This window comes from Falsiroseomonas tokyonensis (assembly GCF_019024325.1).
Classification (GTDB): domain Bacteria; phylum Pseudomonadota; class Alphaproteobacteria; order Acetobacterales; family Acetobacteraceae; genus Falsiroseomonas; species Falsiroseomonas tokyonensis.
On record NZ_JAFNJS010000005.1, the window covers coordinates 356,494 to 371,462 of the forward strand.

11 protein-coding genes are annotated in these 14,969 nt (G+C 69.7%); 4 read left to right on the forward strand and 7 right to left on the reverse strand.

All coding sequences use genetic code 11. The annotated features are described in order from the left end of the window. Window positions 1-279: 279 nt before the first annotated feature. The 3 genes from J3S20_RS18530 to ugpE form a co-directional block, all read right to left on the reverse strand. Window positions 280-2,460: a glycosyltransferase gene (locus J3S20_RS18530; RefSeq protein WP_216837984.1), complete on the reverse strand. Its 2,181-nt coding sequence runs from the start codon at window positions 2,458-2,460 to the stop codon at window positions 280-282. A gap of 61 nt (window positions 2,461-2,521) precedes the next feature. Beyond that, window positions 2,522-3,592 carry a sn-glycerol-3-phosphate ABC transporter ATP-binding protein UgpC gene (gene ugpC, locus J3S20_RS18535; RefSeq protein WP_216837985.1) on the reverse strand — a complete coding sequence of 357 codons (1,071 nt, stop codon included), beginning with the start codon at window positions 3,590-3,592 and terminating at the stop codon, window positions 2,522-2,524. Continuing rightward, window positions 3,592-4,515, reverse strand: coding sequence for a sn-glycerol-3-phosphate ABC transporter permease UgpE (gene ugpE, locus J3S20_RS18540; protein WP_216837986.1), 924 nt, complete (start codon window positions 4,513-4,515; stop codon window positions 3,592-3,594). Before ugpE ends, ugpC begins: the two co-directional genes overlap by 1 nt. A gap of 47 nt (window positions 4,516-4,562) precedes the next feature. Between ugpE and J3S20_RS18545 the strand changes: the two genes are divergently transcribed. After that, window positions 4,563-4,910: an endonuclease domain-containing protein gene (locus J3S20_RS18545; protein WP_216837987.1), complete on the forward strand. Its 348-nt coding sequence runs from the start codon at window positions 4,563-4,565 to the stop codon at window positions 4,908-4,910. Between the two features lie 182 nt (window positions 4,911-5,092). Here J3S20_RS18545 and ugpA read toward each other — a convergent pair whose 3' ends face one another. From ugpA to J3S20_RS18560, 3 genes are all read right to left on the reverse strand, one after another. Beyond that, a complete protein-coding gene (gene ugpA, locus J3S20_RS18550; RefSeq protein WP_216837988.1) occupies window positions 5,093-5,974 on the reverse strand; it encodes a sn-glycerol-3-phosphate ABC transporter permease UgpA in 882 nt (293 codons plus the stop codon). Window positions 5,975-6,048: 74 nt separating this feature from the next. Beyond that, window positions 6,049-7,401 carry a sn-glycerol-3-phosphate ABC transporter substrate-binding protein UgpB gene (ugpB, locus tag J3S20_RS18555; RefSeq protein WP_216837989.1) on the reverse strand — a complete coding sequence of 451 codons (1,353 nt, stop codon included), beginning with the start codon at window positions 7,399-7,401 and terminating at the stop codon, window positions 6,049-6,051. Between the two features lie 98 nt (window positions 7,402-7,499). After that, window positions 7,500-8,711 carry an FAD-dependent oxidoreductase gene (locus tag J3S20_RS18560; protein ID WP_216837990.1) on the reverse strand — a complete coding sequence of 404 codons (1,212 nt, stop codon included), beginning with the start codon at window positions 8,709-8,711 and terminating at the stop codon, window positions 7,500-7,502. A 195-nt stretch (window positions 8,712-8,906) separates the two neighbouring features. On the opposite strand from J3S20_RS18560, the gene J3S20_RS18565 reads away from it, so the two are divergent. Genes J3S20_RS18565 through J3S20_RS18575 form a run of 3 tightly spaced genes read left to right on the forward strand, consistent with a single transcriptional unit; the run spans window position 8,907 to window position 12,747 of the window. Further along, window positions 8,907-11,138, forward strand: a complete 2,232-nt coding sequence (locus J3S20_RS18565; protein WP_216837991.1) for a TonB-dependent receptor — start codon at window positions 8,907-8,909, stop codon at window positions 11,136-11,138. 2 nt (window positions 11,139-11,140) lie between these two features. Beyond that, window positions 11,141-11,518, forward strand: coding sequence for a hypothetical protein (locus J3S20_RS18570; protein WP_216837992.1), 378 nt, complete (start codon window positions 11,141-11,143; stop codon window positions 11,516-11,518). Further along, complete coding sequence (locus J3S20_RS18575) at window positions 11,515-12,747, forward strand: RhtX/FptX family siderophore transporter (RefSeq protein ID WP_216837993.1); 1,233 nt, start codon at window positions 11,515-11,517, stop codon at window positions 12,745-12,747. The genes J3S20_RS18570 and J3S20_RS18575 overlap by 4 nt, the downstream gene beginning before the upstream one ends. A 41-nt stretch (window positions 12,748-12,788) precedes the next feature. On the opposite strand, the gene J3S20_RS18580 is transcribed toward J3S20_RS18575, so the two are convergent. After that, complete coding sequence (locus J3S20_RS18580; protein WP_216837994.1) at window positions 12,789-14,669, reverse strand: HWE histidine kinase domain-containing protein; 1,881 nt, start codon at window positions 14,667-14,669, stop codon at window positions 12,789-12,791. Between the last annotated feature and the right edge of the window lie 300 nt (window positions 14,670-14,969).

The following is a 14,969-nucleotide window of genomic DNA, read 5'->3' on the forward strand; positions in this document are numbered from 1 at the left end:
CCCTTTCACCGGGCAAAGAGTCGAGCAGCGTTACCGGATTCGGCACCGAGTCGCATCGCAGGATAAGCCATGCTTCGCGAAGCCGCACCCGCAACGGGCTGGCCTTGTGGGGCCTAGGGCCTGCGGAAAGTTGGGGCCGGAATGTGGCCGGCGAGGGGTTTTTCGGGCTGGGAAGGGAGCCAGCGGAGCCGATGGCTTTCCATCGGCGAGCATGGTGGACAGCACCCAGCGCGGAAAAGCACCGCGCGGACGCGCCCGCAGCTCAACTGTCCGCAGGCCCTAGGCTTCGGCGCGTTCCAGCGCCCCCAGCCGCGCGGCCAGGTCGTCCTCCCGGCACAGCATCAGCCCGATCAGCCCGGCCCCCACCACGCGGTGAAAGCGGTCGCCCAGCGGCACGCCATCGCCATTGTCGAAATCCACCGCCAAGCCGCCCTGGCCGCATTCCGCCTGCAGCACGCAGCGGACCGTCTCGCCCGGCTGCAGATCCAGCCCCCGCCAGGGGCCGGGCTGCGTCCCACGGGCGCGCAGACGCAGCGCGAGCGGCCGGGGTGGTGCGCGCAATTCCAGCACCAGGCGCATCGGCGTGCCGGCGGGCTGGTCCGTCGGCAGGGAGAGGGTGGCGATGCCGTCACGCATCCAGACGCCGAACTCCTCCTGCCACCACCAGGCCAGGCCATCACGCACCCGTTCCGCCCAGGCCATGGCGAGGGAGGGCAGACCCTCGCCGCGCCAGCCCATCGGCAGGTGGCGGCCGAGCGGCAGCAGGCGCGGCGCCTCGGGCGGCTCCTCGGGCTCGGCCAGGGCGGCCAGCACCTCCCGCGCCGCATCCGGCCAGTCGCGCCGGGCGGCGCCGCGGTCGATGCGGGATTCGAGGGCGGCGCGCTGCGCCGGATCGGTCAGCAGCATCTCCAGCTTCGCGACCAGGTCCGGCTGGTCCTGCGGGGCGAAGAAGACCGCGCCCGGGGCGCCGGCCTCCAGCAGGCCGGAATGGGCGGGGATCACGGCGAGCTTGCCGGCGGCCAGGCTCTCGCTGACCGGCAGGCCCCAGCCCTCATGGAAGGAGTTGTAGACGGTGAACAGGCAGCGCCCATAAAGCCCGGCCAAAGCGAGGTCGGAGACGCCGGACTGCACCGTGACCTTGCGCTTCAGGTCCGGCGAACCCTCCAGCAGCGCCAGCGCCGCATCCGCCCGCCAGCCCGGGCGGCCGACGCAGACCAGCCGCGGCACGCGATCCGCCCCCAGCCGGCGGATCAGCGACAGCCAGGCCTGGAAGACCATCAGATGGTTCTTCCGCGATTCCAGCGTCGCGACGAACAGGACGAAGTCCTCGCCGGGGCGGGGAGTGCGCAGGGCCTCGGCGGCCTGGGCGGCGGCGATGGGGGAAGCGCCGGCCTCGGCGGCCAGGCGGATCAGCCGCGCCGGCGCCACCGGGCCGAGCGGCGCGGCGAAGCGGGCATGGTCGGCGATGGTGGCCCGCGAATTGGCGAGGATGCCATCCGCATGCAGCGACAGCGCGGCGAACCAGCGGGCATAGAGCCGCACCGTCAGGTCCAGGCAATGCTCCGGCATGGCCAGCGGCACGCAGTCATGCACGAAGGCGACATAGCGGATGGGGATGGTCGCGCGCAGCCGGCGCAATCCCCGGAAATACTCCTGCACCCCCCAGGCATTGCCCAGCGAGCAGAGCGTGCAGCCGGCGACGATCGGCGCATCCGGCCGGGCATCGGCCGTGGCGAGGGCGGCGGTGGCGCTGCGCCAGGCCGGGTCGTCCTCGCGCCCGCCGATGCGGGCCAGCGCCAGCACGCGGCGGAAGGCCGCTTCCTCGACATGCCACCAGCGCCAGGTGCCGCCATCGAAGGCCACCAGGACCACATTGGCCGGGCGCTGCGGGCTGGCCAGCAGGGCGCCGAGAATGCCCATCTGCACGCGCTGGATGCCGGTGGGGGTGCGGGCGGCGCGCAGATAGTCCAGCAGGTCCGTCACATCGAAGGCGAGCTGCGTCGGCGGGCCGGTCGGACGGGGCGGCGGGGCCCGGTAGGGGTCCTCCGGCGGGGGCTCCGTGCGATGGCGCAGCAGGGCGACGACATGGCGCAGGTCGGGGCTGCCCGGGGCGAGGGCCAGGGCGCGGGCCAGCGCCTCCGCCGCCTCTCGCCCGCGGCCCAGGAAGCGCAGCACGTGGCCGGCCTGCAGCACCGGGTCCGGATCGTCCGGCGCCAGCATCGCGGCATGCCGGTAATGCGGCAGGGCGCCTTCCGGGTCGCCCTGTTCCTTGCGGGTATGGCCGAGCTGGACGTGGATCTGCCAATGCCGCGGGCGCTCGGCCAGGTATTCGCGATAGGCCGCCTCCGCCCCCGCCCAGTCCCGCGCGTCGCGCAGCGCATCGGCGCGGGCGCGGATCGCATCCGGGCTGGGAGGCCCGGTGGGGGGCTCGGGGTGGTCGGGCGCCAGGTCCTCTTCCATCCTTCGGGTCGTCTCCGCTGCGCTGCCTGATTAGCTGATCCGGGCGCCGTGCGGAATCGCCTCAGGCCGGATCGATGCGCCGGCCGCTGGCCCCGTCGAAGACGTGGAAGGCCTCCCAGGGCAGGATGATGGGCAGGACGCCGCCGATGTCGCTGGCCGGGATGGGCAGGCGCGCGGTCAGCACCTCGCCGCCCCGGATTGTTCCGTGGATGACGGTTTCCGAGCCAAGCGGCTCCACCAGGTCCACCGCCAGGTCCAGGCCGCCCTGGCCGAGCTGGATGTGTTCGGGGCGGATGCCGAGGGTGAGCGGCTGGCCCGCCTGCCCGGCGCGGGGCCCGTCCGGGAAGCCGATGGTCAGGCCGGCCTTCAGCGCGGCGGCCCCGCCGCCCGGCTCCAGCGTCGCCGCAAGGAAGTTCATGGCGGGCGAGCCGATGAAGCTGGCGACATAGGTATCCGCCGGCCGGCCCCAGACCTCCATGGGGGAGGCGACCTGCGCGGCGCGGCCCTGGTGCATCACCACCAGCCGGTCGCCCAGCGTCATCGCCTCCACCTGGTCATGCGTCACGAACAGGGAGGTGACGCCGAGGCGCTTCTGCAGGCGGCGGATCTCGGCGCGCATCTGCACGCGCAGCTTGGCGTCGAGGTTGGACAGCGGTTCGTCGAACAGGAACAGCTTGGGTTCGCGCACCACGGCGCGGCCCATGGCGACGCGCTGGCGCTGGCCGCCCGAGAGCTGGCGCGGCTTGCGATCGAGCAGCGCGCCGATCTCCAGCATCTGCGCCGCCTCATCCACCCGGCGCTTGATCTCGGCCGTGCTCATGCCGCGGATCTTCAGGCCATAGGCCATGTTCTCGAAGACCGACATGTGGGGGTAGAGCGCGTAGTTCTGGAACACCATGGCGATGTCGCGGTCCGCCGGCTCCAGCGCGGTGACATCGCGGCCATCGATGCGGACCTCGCCTGAGGAGGCGGTTTCCAGGCCGGCCACGATGCGCAGCAGGGTGGACTTGCCGCAGCCGGAGGCGCCGACGACGACGATCATCTCGCCATCGGCGACCTCGAGGTCGATGCCGTGCAGCACCTGGGTGGCGCCGAACTGCTTCTTGACCGAGTTCAGGGTGAGCGTGGCCATTACTTCTCAGTCTCCGTCAGGCCCTTCACGAACCAGCGCTGCATGAACACCACCACTGCCACGGGCGGCAGCATGGCGAGCACGGCGGTGGCCATGATGATGTTCCATTCGTTCTGCGCGTCGCCATTGCCGATCATCTTGGTCATGCCGACGACGACCGTCTCGAGGTCCCGGTCGGAGACGATGAGCAGGGGCCAGAGATACTGGTTCCAGCCATAGATGAAGAGGATGACGAAGAGCGCCGCGATGTTCGTGACCGACAGCGGCAGCACGACATCCTTGAAGAAGCGCAGCGGCCCGGCGCCGTCTATCTTGGCCGCTTCCACATATTCGTCCGGGATGGTCAGGAAGAACTGCCGGAACAGCAGCGTGGCGGTGGCCGAGGCGATCAGCGGCACCACCAGCCCGGTCATGGTGTTGATCAGCCCGAGGTTCACCATCACCTCGAAGGTCGGGATGATCCGCACCTCGACCGGCAGCATGAGGGTGATGAAGATCAGCCAGAAGGCGATCATGCGGCCGGGGAAGCTGAAGAAGACCACGGCATAGGCCGAGAGCAGGGAGATCGCGATCTTCCCCACCGCGATCAGCACCGCCATGTTCAGGCTGTTCCACAGCATCACCCAGGCGGGGACGGAGCGCGTGGTGCGCGTGGCCTCGCCGCCCGTCATCCAGGCGGAGACGTAGTTGGAGATGCCGAGCGGCCCGAACCACAGCGGCACGTCGCCGCGGCCGATGGTGGAGGCGTCATGCGTCGAGCCGACCAGCGTCAGCCAGATCGGGAAGGCGAAGATCAGCACGCCCAGCGTCAGCGTGACATAGGCGATCCAGCGGTTGCGCGCATTGCGGCGCAGCGTGGCGCGGGCGAGGCGGTCTTCATTGCCCTCTCCCCCCTGGAGGAGAGGGTTGAGTGAGGGGGTCATTGCAGCCTTGCCCGAACCAAGATCGTTGCGCGATGCTTTCATCACCGATGCCTATCCCGAACCTGCACGACCGCGCCCGACGCCTGCGTCGGGATGCGACAGACGCCGAGCTGATCCTCTGGCGCCTGCTGCGAACCCGGCAGGTGGCGCTGAAATTCCGACGTCAGCATCCCGTGCCGCCCTACGTCGCGGACTTCGCCTGCGTCGCGTTGCGGCTGGTGGTGGAGTTGGATGGCGGGCAGCACGGCGGCCCGCGCGATGTGGCGCGGGATACGGCGATGCGCGCCAAGGGTTGGATCGTGCTGCGCTACTGGAACAATGAGGTGCTGGAGAATCCGGACGGTGTGCTTGCGGATATCCTGCGTGTGGCAGCGGAGGTGAAGCCGGCGCCATAAGCCCTCTCCACCCAACGGGGGGAGAGGGTTTGGGTGAGGGGGGCTGCGCAGGCTGGAAACAGCCCTGCGGCTAGCGCTGTGCTTCCGTCCCTGCCAGCACGGCTCACGAAGATTGAGGGCAAAGCCCCCCTCACCCAACCCTCTCCCCCCGTCGGGGGGAGAGGGCTTTCCATGGAAGTCCATCAGTAATGCACCTTCCGCTCGATGAAGCGGAACTGCACCGCGGTCAGCAGGATCACGATCACCATCAGGATCACGCTCTGCGCGGCGGAGGAGCCGAAGTTCAGGTTCTGCACGCCGTCGACATAGACCTTGTAGATCAGCGTCGTCGTCGCCTGGCCCGGGCCGCCGCCGGTCAGCGCGTGGATCGTGCCGAAGGTGTCGAAGAAGGCGTAGACGATATTGACCACCAGCAGGAAGAAGGAGGTGGGGGCCAGCAGGGGAAAAATGATCGTCCAGAAGCGCCGCATCGGCCGCGCGCCGTCGATCGCCGCCGCCTCCAGCACCGATTTCGGGATCGACTGCAGGCCCGCCATGAAGAAGATGAAGTTATAGGAGACCTGCTTCCAGGCCGCGGCCAGGATCACCAGCAGCAGCGCCTGGTCGCCGTTCAGCTTGTAGTCCCAGGGGACGCCGAGGCCGTTCAGCATGCGGCCGAAAAGCCCGATCTGCGGGTGGAACATGAACAGCCACAGCACGGCGGCAATCGCCGGCGCCACGGCATAGGGCCAGATCAGCATGGTCTTGTAGGCGTTGGCGCCGCGGATCGCCTTGTCCGCCTGCACCGCGAGATACAGCGCCGCCGCCAGCGCCAGGAAGGCGACGGAGGTGGAGAAGATCACAGTGGTCCAGCCGGAGGCCAGGTAGTTCGGGTCCGCCAGAACCTCGGTGAAATTCTCGAGGCCGACGAATTGCCGCGACAGGCCGAAGGCGTCTTCCCGCAGGAAGGATCCATAGATGGCCTGGCCCGCAGGCCAGAAGAAGAAGACCCCGGTGATCAGAAGCTGCGGCAGCAGCAGCAGCCATGGCAGGGCGATGCCCTTGAAGATGACCTTCTTCCGCAACCCCCTGGTCCCCCTTCAAATGCCAAAGGGGCGGGCGCAAGGCCCACCCCCCGGTTCACCTCAACGCTTTGGCATCAGCCGCCGCGATTCGCACGCTCGAAGTTGCGCAGCACCGCATTGCCGCGCGTCGTCATGTTGGTCAGCGCCTGTTCCGGGGTCTGCTGGCCCTGCAGCGCGCGCTCCATCTCCTCCTGCATGATCACGCGGATCTCGACGAAGCCGCCGAGGCGGATGCCGCGGGTATTCTCCGAGGAGGCGCCGCGCAGCATCTGCTCGATCGGCACATCGGCGCCGATATTGGCCGGCTGGTTGTAGAAGCCGGTGGCGCGGGCGGATTCGAAGCCGCTGCGGGTGATCGGCAGGTAGCCGGTGTCCATGTGCCACTTGCCGGCCACTTCCGGGCGGGCGGTGTAGGCGAAGAACTCGGCGATGCCGCGCAGCTCAGCCGCGCTGCGCTGGGTGTTCGGGCCGCGGTTCATCACCCAGAGGCTGGCGCCGCCGATGATGGCATTGGCCGGCTGCGTGCCCTCATAGGTCGGCAGCATGGCCACGCCCCAGTCGAAGCGCGCCTCCCGCTGCACCCGGGCGCGGAAGCCGGAGGAGGTGAGCATGATGGCGCATTCGCCGTTCGGGAACAGCGCCTCGCCGGCATTGTCGCGGCCGCCCCAGCGGAACAGGCCTTCCTTCTGCCAGTTCACCAGGTTGGTCAGGTGGCGCAGCACCAGCGGGTTGTTCACCCGCAGCTCCGCATTGGCGCCGCCGAAGCCGTTGCCCTGCGTCGCCAGCGGGATGTTGTGGATGGCGCTGAACTGCTCCAGGTGCAGCCAGGTCGGCCAGGCGGTCGACATCGGGCAGGCATGGCCGGAGGCCTTGAGCGCCTGCAGCGCCTGGCCGACGCCTTCCCAGGTGGTCGGGAACTGGTCGGCGTTCAGGTTGGCGCGGCGGAAGGCGTCCTTGTTGTAGTAGACGATGGCGGTGCTGCTGTTGAAGGGCATCGCCATCTGCCGGCCATCGGCGGCGGCATAGTAGCCGCGCACGCCGGGCAGGAAGTCGTCGAAGTTGATGTTCACGCCGGTCTGCGACAGCAGCTCATGCGTCGGGATGATGGCGCGGCCGGCATTGATCATGGTGCCGGTGCCGACCTCGAACATCTGCACCAGATGCGGCGCCTGGCCGGCGCGGAAGGCAGCGATGGCGGCGACCATCGTCTCCGGATAGCTGCCGCGGAAGGTCGGCACGATGCGGTACTGGGTCTGGCTGTCGTTGAAGCCGGCGACCAGGCGCTCCAGAAGCCCGCCCAGCGGCTGAGACAGGCCGTGCCAGAACTGGATCTCGGTGCGGTCCTGCGCTTGGGCCTGCCCCTGGGCGACAGGCCCGATCAGGCCAGCGAGCGCAACGGCGCCCGCCATCAATGTACGGCGGAACATGGGCAAATCTCTCCCCGTGAAGGTGACGGCGGGCTCTAGACGGCCTGCGTTGCGGGGATTTTACAGTTTTATGTCAGTTGGGTGAAGGGGATGACTTCTCACATGATCTGGCTCGCCGCCCGCAACCCGGAGATCATGGAGGAGCGCAGCAGATGCGCCCGCGCTTTCACCGGATCCGCCGCCGTGGCCTGCAGGTCCGCCAGCAGGGCGGCGCGCTTGGCCGCGTCCGTTTCCCGCATCCGGGCGCGGTTGCGGTCGGCCTGGGCGATGATCTCCTGCGCCGCGATCGGCTGGCGCCGGCGGGTGTAGCGGTCGAGCAGGCTGGCCTCGGCCTCCCCGCGCCAGACCGGGGCGAGGGTCTCGGCCAGCTCCATCGCGTCCTGGATGCCGCCATTCATGCCCATGCCGCCGGAGGGCGAGTTCAGATGCGCCGAGTCTCCGGCCAGCAGCAGGCGGCCGATGCGGTAGGTTTCGACGATGCGCTGATGGATGCGGTAGGGGCGCAGGTCCGGCACTTCGTAGGGTGTGGGTTTCGGGTGGATGGCCTGCAGCTTGCGCTCGATGGCGGCCGGCTCCAGCGCCTGCTCGATCGTCTCGCCGGGCGCGGGATAGAGGCTGGCGCGCCATTTGCCCGGGACGCGCAGCAGGGAGAAGGTGCCGGAGAAGGCCGGGTGCTCGGTCCAGAAGTAGTTGACGTTGGACAGGCCCTCGAAGACCTCATGGAAGGGGAAGGGGGTGGTCGCCAGGATGGTGGTCTCGGGATAGGTGTCGCCCGGGAATTCGAGCCCCATGGCGCGGCGGATCACGCTGCGCGCGCCGTCGCAGCCCACTGCATAGGGCGCCTCGAAGGCCTCGAAGCCGCTGCCGGACAGCGCGACATGGTCCGTGCCATGCACCACGGTATCCACCTTGGCGCCGAAGCGGACCTCCACCGTCCCGGCATGTTCCGCCGCCAGCTTGGCCAGGATGATCCGGGACAATTTCCACTGCTCGGCCTGCAGCCGGTAGGGATGGGCGGTGTCGTCCTTCAGGACGGACAGGTCGAAGACCGCCCGCGCGCCATCCTCATGCCGGCGGATCTGCCAGGTCGGCGTCACCAGCCCCTGCGCGATCAGCGGCTGCGCCACGCCCAGGCTGTCCAGCATGTCGAGCGAGGGCGGGTGGAAGGTGGAGGCCCGCAGCGCCTCCGAAATGTCGTCCTCCGCCTCCAGCACCAGGCTCGGCAGTCCCATGGTCGCCAGCTTCAGGGCCAGCACCAGTCCCACCGGGCCGGCCCCGACAATGGCGATTCGGCGGTCGCTTTCACTCATGGGCCTCGGGGTCCTGACGTCGCTGCGGGTTGGCTTGTCCGGACAGGATAGCGGCGACGCGGCGCGCCGTGCAGCCGGGGCGGGTGCGTCCCTTCGGCAACAGGGCGGGGCGGGCGGTTGAAACCTGCCCTGTGTCGTATTGTTGCTGAGAATGACTCGCATTATCAGAGAGGCGAAATCTCAGGGAACCTCCTCATGTCGTCTGCCAGGCCCCGCGGCCCCGCCCGATTCTCCCCGCTGCTCGCCCTGGCCGGGCTCGCCGCGCTTCCGGCCCTGGCCCAGGCTCCGGCCGAGGGGGAGGGCGCGCTGCTGCTCGGCGAGGTCTCCGTCACCGCCACCCGCGCGCCGCGCCCGGTGGAGCAGATCCCGCAGACGGTGCAGGTGATCGGGCGAGAGGAAATCGAGCGCCAGCTCGCCTTCGGCAACAACCCCGCGGCTGCCATCTCCCGCCTGGTCCCCGGCTTCTCCATGACGACGGAGACCATCTCCGGTGCCTCCGAGACCTTCCGCGGCCGCGACGTGCTGGTGCTGCTGGATGGCGTGCCGCTGAACACGCCGCTGCGCGACGTCTCCCGCATCCTGGCGCTGATCGACCTCAATGCCATCGAGCGGATCGAGACGGTGGCCGGTGGGTCCTCCCTGTATGGCGCCGGCGCCACCGGCGGCACCATCAACCTGATCACCCGCCGCGGCACGGAGCCGGGGGTGCGCTTCACGGCCGATGCCTCCGTCCGCGCCTTCACCGCGAATCCGGGCCGCTCGATCCAGCCGCAGCTGTCGCTCGGCGCCAGCGGCCGCACCGATGGCGGCTTCGACTATGCGCTGACCGCGACGGGCCGGCAGACCAATGTCACCTATGACGGCGCGGGGCGGGAAATGCCCTCGGATGCGCTGCTCGGCCAGGGCGGCGGCGACCGCACGCGCTTCGGCAACTTCACCGGCCGCATCGGCTACGACATCGACTCGGCGCGCCGCATCGAGCTCAGCGGCACCTTCATCAACCTGGAGCAGGACCCGAGCTACCTCACCACCTATACCGCGCCGCGCGCCGCGCCGGATTTCTCCACCGCCTATACCGGCGAGTCGGTCTATGAGCGCAGCCTCTCCGTCTCCGCCCGCTACACGGACCAGGACTTCGCCCTGGGCCGGCTTGCGGTGACGGGCTTCCACAACGACATCAACAAGCGCTTCAGCTATTCGCGCTACGCCTATCCGGCCAACAGCGTCGTCTACTATTCCGGCAATCCGTCCTTGCCGACCGACCCCGCCAACCAGACCACGCTGAACTCCCTGCGCTCCGGCCTCAATGTCACCGTCGACACACCGCTGACGGCGCTGATGGACGGGCTGCTGCTGACCTGGGGCGGCGATCTGGGGCGGGAGCGGACCTCGCAGGAACTGCTCGACGGCCGCCAGGTCTTCTCGCCGCTGGAGCAGACCAGCACCGCCGCCTTCGGCCAGCTGCAGGTCCCGGTGGGGGAGCGAATCACGCTGCGCGGCGGCCTGCGCTATGAGCGCTTCGACCTGGATGTCGAGGACTTCACCCGCCCCACCGCCTATTTCGGCATCAGCCCCAGCGCCGCCTATGTGCTGCCCGCGCTGAATGTCACCGGCGGCAGCTTCAGCTACGACGCGCTGACCGCCAATCTCGGCGCCACCTTCCGCCTGAGCCCGACGGAGGAGATCTATGGCGGCTGGAGCCAGGGCTTCGCTCTGCCGGATGTGGGATCCTTCACCCGCCGCGCCGGCCTCTCGCTGACCTATGCCTGCACCGTCGCGCGGCCGAACTGCCTGCCCTCCGGCACCCGCGTCTCCTACGCCTCCATCGCGCCGGAGGCGCAGCTGGTGGACAGCTACGAATTCGGCATCCGCCACCGCTCGCCGGGCTTCAATGCCGGGCTGGTCGGCTTCGCCAGCACCTCCGATGAGGGCGTCACCTTCGACCCCGGCACCAACCGCATCTCGCAGCAGAAGGAGCTGATCTATGGCGTGGAGGCGCATGCGGACTATGCGCTGACGGAGAACTTCCGCCTCGGCGGCATGCTGACCTGGCGCGAGGGGCGCTACGATTCCAACGCCGACGGCAAGCTGGACGCGGCGCTGCCCAACAACCGTATCCCGAGCCCGATCCGCGGCGCGCTCAGCGGCACCTACAGCTTCGATGGCGGCACCGTGCTGCGCGTCGAAGGCGTGGCCTTCAGCGGCCGCAACGAGACCATCGACATGCGCGGTACCCGCTACAAGCTGTCCCAGGGCGCCACCATGAACATCAGCGCCGCGACGCCGATCGGCGGCGGCCAGGGCTATGTGGCGGTGGAGAACCTGTTCGACGCCGCCTACCAGAACCCCACCGCCAGCGCCGTGCGCAACCTGCCGGTGGAGGCGCTGGGCCGCGTCGTGACGCTCGGCTACCGGATCACCTTCTGACCATGGTCCGGCTCGACACCGAAGCGGGTGGCCTGCTGCGCCTGGCGCTGGACGTGCCGACGATGCCGACGGATGAGGCCGACTACCTCGCCGCCCTGCATCGCATCGGCGCGCAGCCGGGGCCCTTCGTGCTGCTGGCCCGCTTTGCCGGCCAGGCGATGCTGTCCCAGGCCGGGGAGCGTGCGCAGGCGCTGTGGTTCAAGGCGACCCGCGCGCACATGAACGAAACCTGTCGCGCCCTGGCGATGGTCCGCCCCGGCAAGGCGGGCAGCCGCTCGGCCGAGGTCTTCGGCAAGCTCTGGACCTTTCCCGTCGCGGTCTTCGAGGAGGAGGACGCGGCCCGCGCCTTCCTCCGGCCCTTCATGGAGCCACCGGGATGAGCGCGACCACGATGGAGCAGGCCCGCATCGGCCGCATGCGGCTTTTCGTGGTGTTGGCGGCGCTGTACCTGGCGCAGGCGATCCCTAGCTACCTGCTGGTCGCCGCCCTGCCGCCGATCATGCGCGAGGCCGGCGTTTCCCGCACCGACCTCTCGAACCTCAGCTTGCTGTTCCTGCCGCTGGTGCTGAAATTCCTCTGGGCGCCGCTGGTCGACCGGCTGCGCCCCTTCGCCCGCGCGCAGCGCGCCGGCTGGGTGGTGCTGACCCAGGTGGGCGTCATCCTCTGCATCCTGTCGCTGATCCTGGTCGGGCCGCGCGATGTCTGGAGCATCATCGCCATCGGCTTCATGACCTCGCTGCTGGTCTCGACGCAGGACATCGCGACGGATGGCTATGCGGCCAAGTATCTGCCGGTGGCGGATCGCGGCATCGGCAATGCGATCCAGGGCGGCGCGATCGCCATCGGCGTGGTGGTGGGCGGCACGCTGGGGCTGGTGCTGCACCATCATTTCGGCTGGACCGTGATGCTGCTGACGGTGGCGGCCATCTCCACCCTGCCGCTGGTCGCCGCCTTCGCGATGCGGGAACCGCCGCCGGGGCCGCTTGAATCGCGCAGCATGCCCTCCCTGCGCGCCTTCCTGCGGCGGCCGGATGCCCGGGCGGTGCTGTGGATCGCGCTGCTGTATCGCGCCAGCGAGGGGCTGGTGAAGGCGCTGGAGGGGCCGTACCTGGTGGATGCCGGCGTGCCGCTGGACTGGATCGGCTATATCTCCGGCCTCTCGGCGGTCACCGCCGGCCTGGCGGGCACCGGCATCGCCGCCTGGATGGTGCAGAAGCGCGGCCTGTCCTTCACCCTGTCGCTGCTCGGCCATGCGCGCACGCTGTGCTTCCTGCTCTTCGCGCTGCATGCGGCGGGGCTGGTCACGGGCTTCGTGCCGCTGTTCGGCGCCGCGGGCTTCCAGACGCTGATCCGCTACATGGAGATCGTGGCGCTCTACAGCCTGTTCATGGCGGTGGCCTCGCCGGAGCAGCCGGGCACGGACTTCACCGTGCTCGCCTGCGCCCAGCTCATCGTCTACATGGCCGGATCCTTCGTCGCCGGGCGGCTGGCGGATGCGGCGGGCTATGCCGCGGTCTTCGGCCTGGCCACGCTGCTGTCGCTGGTCGCCGTGATCGGCACGCTGGGCCTGATCCGCCGCGCCAGGACGATGGCGGCGATCCCGGGCTGACGCCGTTGGACGACCTGCGAAGCGGCAGGCTCGGAGGTTTTCTAGTCCTCCGAGACCATCGAAAGATCGGCGGCGAATTCCGCCTGCAGGCCGCCGGGATCGAAGCGGAGATCCGCATGGCGCGATCCGCAGATGCCCATGCGGATCAGCCGGGCGCCGAAGCCGGTTTCCGCCGGCATGCGCACCGGCGGGCCGCCGCTCTCGCGCCAGCGCATCAGGAAGCGCCCGTCCTCGATCCGCCAGTCGATCGCCACCAGGCCCTGCTCGCGGCTCAATGCGCCGTATTTCACCGCATTGGTCGCCAGCTCATGCAGCAGCAGGGAAAGCGATAGCGCGGCGCGCGAGCCGATGCTGAAGTCGTTCCCCGCGAGCCGGAATCGCGCGCCCTCCGTCTCCAGCCGCAGCACCGTGTCCAGCAGCCGGTGCAGCGTGGTGGCGGACCAGCTGGTCTGCACCAGCACGTCATGCGCGCGGCTGAGCGTCGCCAGACGGCTCTGCAGCGAATGCGAGGCCTCCGGATCGGCATCGCGCAGCGTCTGGATCGCCAGGGCCTGGACCATGGCGAAGGTGTTCTTCACCCGGTGCGACAGCTCCTCCATCAGCAGCTGCTTCTGCTCCTCCCGGCTGCGGCGGTCGGTGATGTCCACCGCGGTGCCGGAAAAGCGCAGCGGCCGGCCCTCCTCGTCCCGCACCAGCCGGCCGCGGCATTCCACCCAGCGCAGCGTCCTGCCGGGCGGGGCCACGCGGTATTCCACGCGGAAATCGGCCCCTTCCTCGAAGACCGCGCGGATTCTCTCGCGCAGCGGGGCGATGTCCTCGGGGACGACGAATTCCTGGTATTCCTCCATGGTCAGGCCGGAGGCGGTCCGGTCCAGCGGCAGCCCGTAGAGGCGGGCGAAGCGCGCATCCCCGGTCAGTCGGTTGGTCTCCACCGGCCAGTCCCAGAGCCCGACGCTGCCCGAGGCATCGAGCGCCATCTGCAGCCTTTCGTCCTTCAGCAGCAGCGCCTGCTCGCTCGCCTTGCGATCGGTGATATCGAGCACGAGGCAGGAGAAGCGGTCGCCCTGCTCCGGCGCGCTGCGCACCTCGAACCAGCGGTGCCGGTCCGGCAGGCGCCATTCGAAGGCCTGCGGCGCACCGGTCTCCACCGTGCGTACCAGCTGGCCGAGCAGCGCGGGATCGGCGCCCCAGGGCAGCTCGCGCAGCCGCGTGCCCATGGCGCAAGGCAAGAGGTTGGCCTGTTCGAGGAAGGCGCCATTGCTTTCCATCAGCCGGGCATCGCAGGCGCGGCCCTCGGCATCGCGCAGCAGCTCCCCCACCAGGAAGCCCTCGCGCATATTCCCGAACAGCGCGCGCCAGCGCGCCTCGCTGGCCACCAGCCGCTCCAGCGTCGCCTCCAGCATCCGGCGGTTGGCGGCCTCCGCACGGGCGCTGCGGCGGAGCTCGAGCTGCGCCATCACCTGCCGCGACAGGGCCAGCAGCGCTTCCGCCTGCTGTTCGGTGAGGCCGCCGGGGCGCGGCGCGGTATCGATGACGCAAAGCGTGCCGAGCGCGTGGCCATCCGGCGTTTCCAGCACCGCGCCGGCATAGAAGCGCAGATGCGGCTCCTCGGTCACCAGCGGGTTCGCCCGCGTGCGGTCATCCGCCTCCAGGTCGGTGATCTGGAACAGGCTGCGGCCCTGGATGGCATGGGCGCAGACCGATTGGCTGCGCGGCGTGCCCTCGGCGGGCAGGCCGACCCGCGCCTTGAACCACTGCCGGTCCGCCCCGACCAGGCTGACGATGGCAATCGGTACGTCGCAAATCTGAGATGCGATGCGAACGATATCGTCGAAGGCCTGCTCGGACTCCGTATCGAGGATGTCGTAGCGGTCGAGTGCGGAAAGCCGCAGCGCCTCGGCGGAGGGCTCGGTCGAGGTCATCAGGCGAAGGTCAACCCGGGATAGCGGAGGAGGGCGGGCTTCCTGCGCCCTTGGAGCGGAAAGCACCAGCATCCCTTTGGAGGGGCGCCATGCAGCCGAGGCGTGACTTGCGCCGCAATTCAGTCACGCGGCGCGCGCCGCAACGAATCCCGGATAGGCAAGCGCCGGAGGCCGGGCACGCGCCCGGAATGGAAAATGCAGGGTGCGAGGCCCTGCGCCCAGCCCCGTGCCGGTCAGTGGCGGACCGCTTCCGCCCCGGCCTGCGGGTCCAGCCGGGCGGCGTGCTGGCCGCCTTCCGCC

What these genes read in the sequence shown, in the direction of transcription:
- J3S20_RS18530 (WP_216837984.1), bottom strand. Translation starts at nt 2,460, where the DNA reads ATGGAAGAGGACCTGGCGCCCGACCACCCCGAGCCCCCCACCGGGCCT.
- ugpC (WP_216837985.1), bottom strand. Translation starts at nt 3,592, where the DNA reads ATGGCCACGCTCACCCTGAACTCGGTCAAGAAGCAGTTCGGCGCCACC.
- ugpE (WP_216837986.1), bottom strand. Translation starts at nt 4,515, where the DNA reads ATGACCCCCTCACTCAACCCTCTCCTCCAGGGGGGAGAGGGCAATGAA.
- J3S20_RS18545 (WP_216837987.1), top strand. Translation starts at nt 4,563, where the DNA reads ATGCCTATCCCGAACCTGCACGACCGCGCCCGACGCCTGCGTCGGGAT.
- ugpB (WP_216837989.1), bottom strand. Translation starts at nt 7,401, where the DNA reads ATGTTCCGCCGTACATTGATGGCGGGCGCCGTTGCGCTCGCTGGCCTG.
- J3S20_RS18560 (WP_216837990.1), bottom strand. Translation starts at nt 8,711, where the DNA reads ATGAGTGAAAGCGACCGCCGAATCGCCATTGTCGGGGCCGGCCCGGTG.
- J3S20_RS18565 (WP_216837991.1), top strand. Translation starts at nt 8,907, where the DNA reads ATGTCGTCTGCCAGGCCCCGCGGCCCCGCCCGATTCTCCCCGCTGCTC.
- J3S20_RS18570 (WP_216837992.1), top strand. Translation starts at nt 11,141, where the DNA reads ATGGTCCGGCTCGACACCGAAGCGGGTGGCCTGCTGCGCCTGGCGCTG.
- J3S20_RS18575 (WP_216837993.1), top strand. Translation starts at nt 11,515, where the DNA reads ATGAGCGCGACCACGATGGAGCAGGCCCGCATCGGCCGCATGCGGCTT.
- J3S20_RS18580 (WP_216837994.1), bottom strand. Translation starts at nt 14,669, where the DNA reads ATGACCTCGACCGAGCCCTCCGCCGAGGCGCTGCGGCTTTCCGCACTC.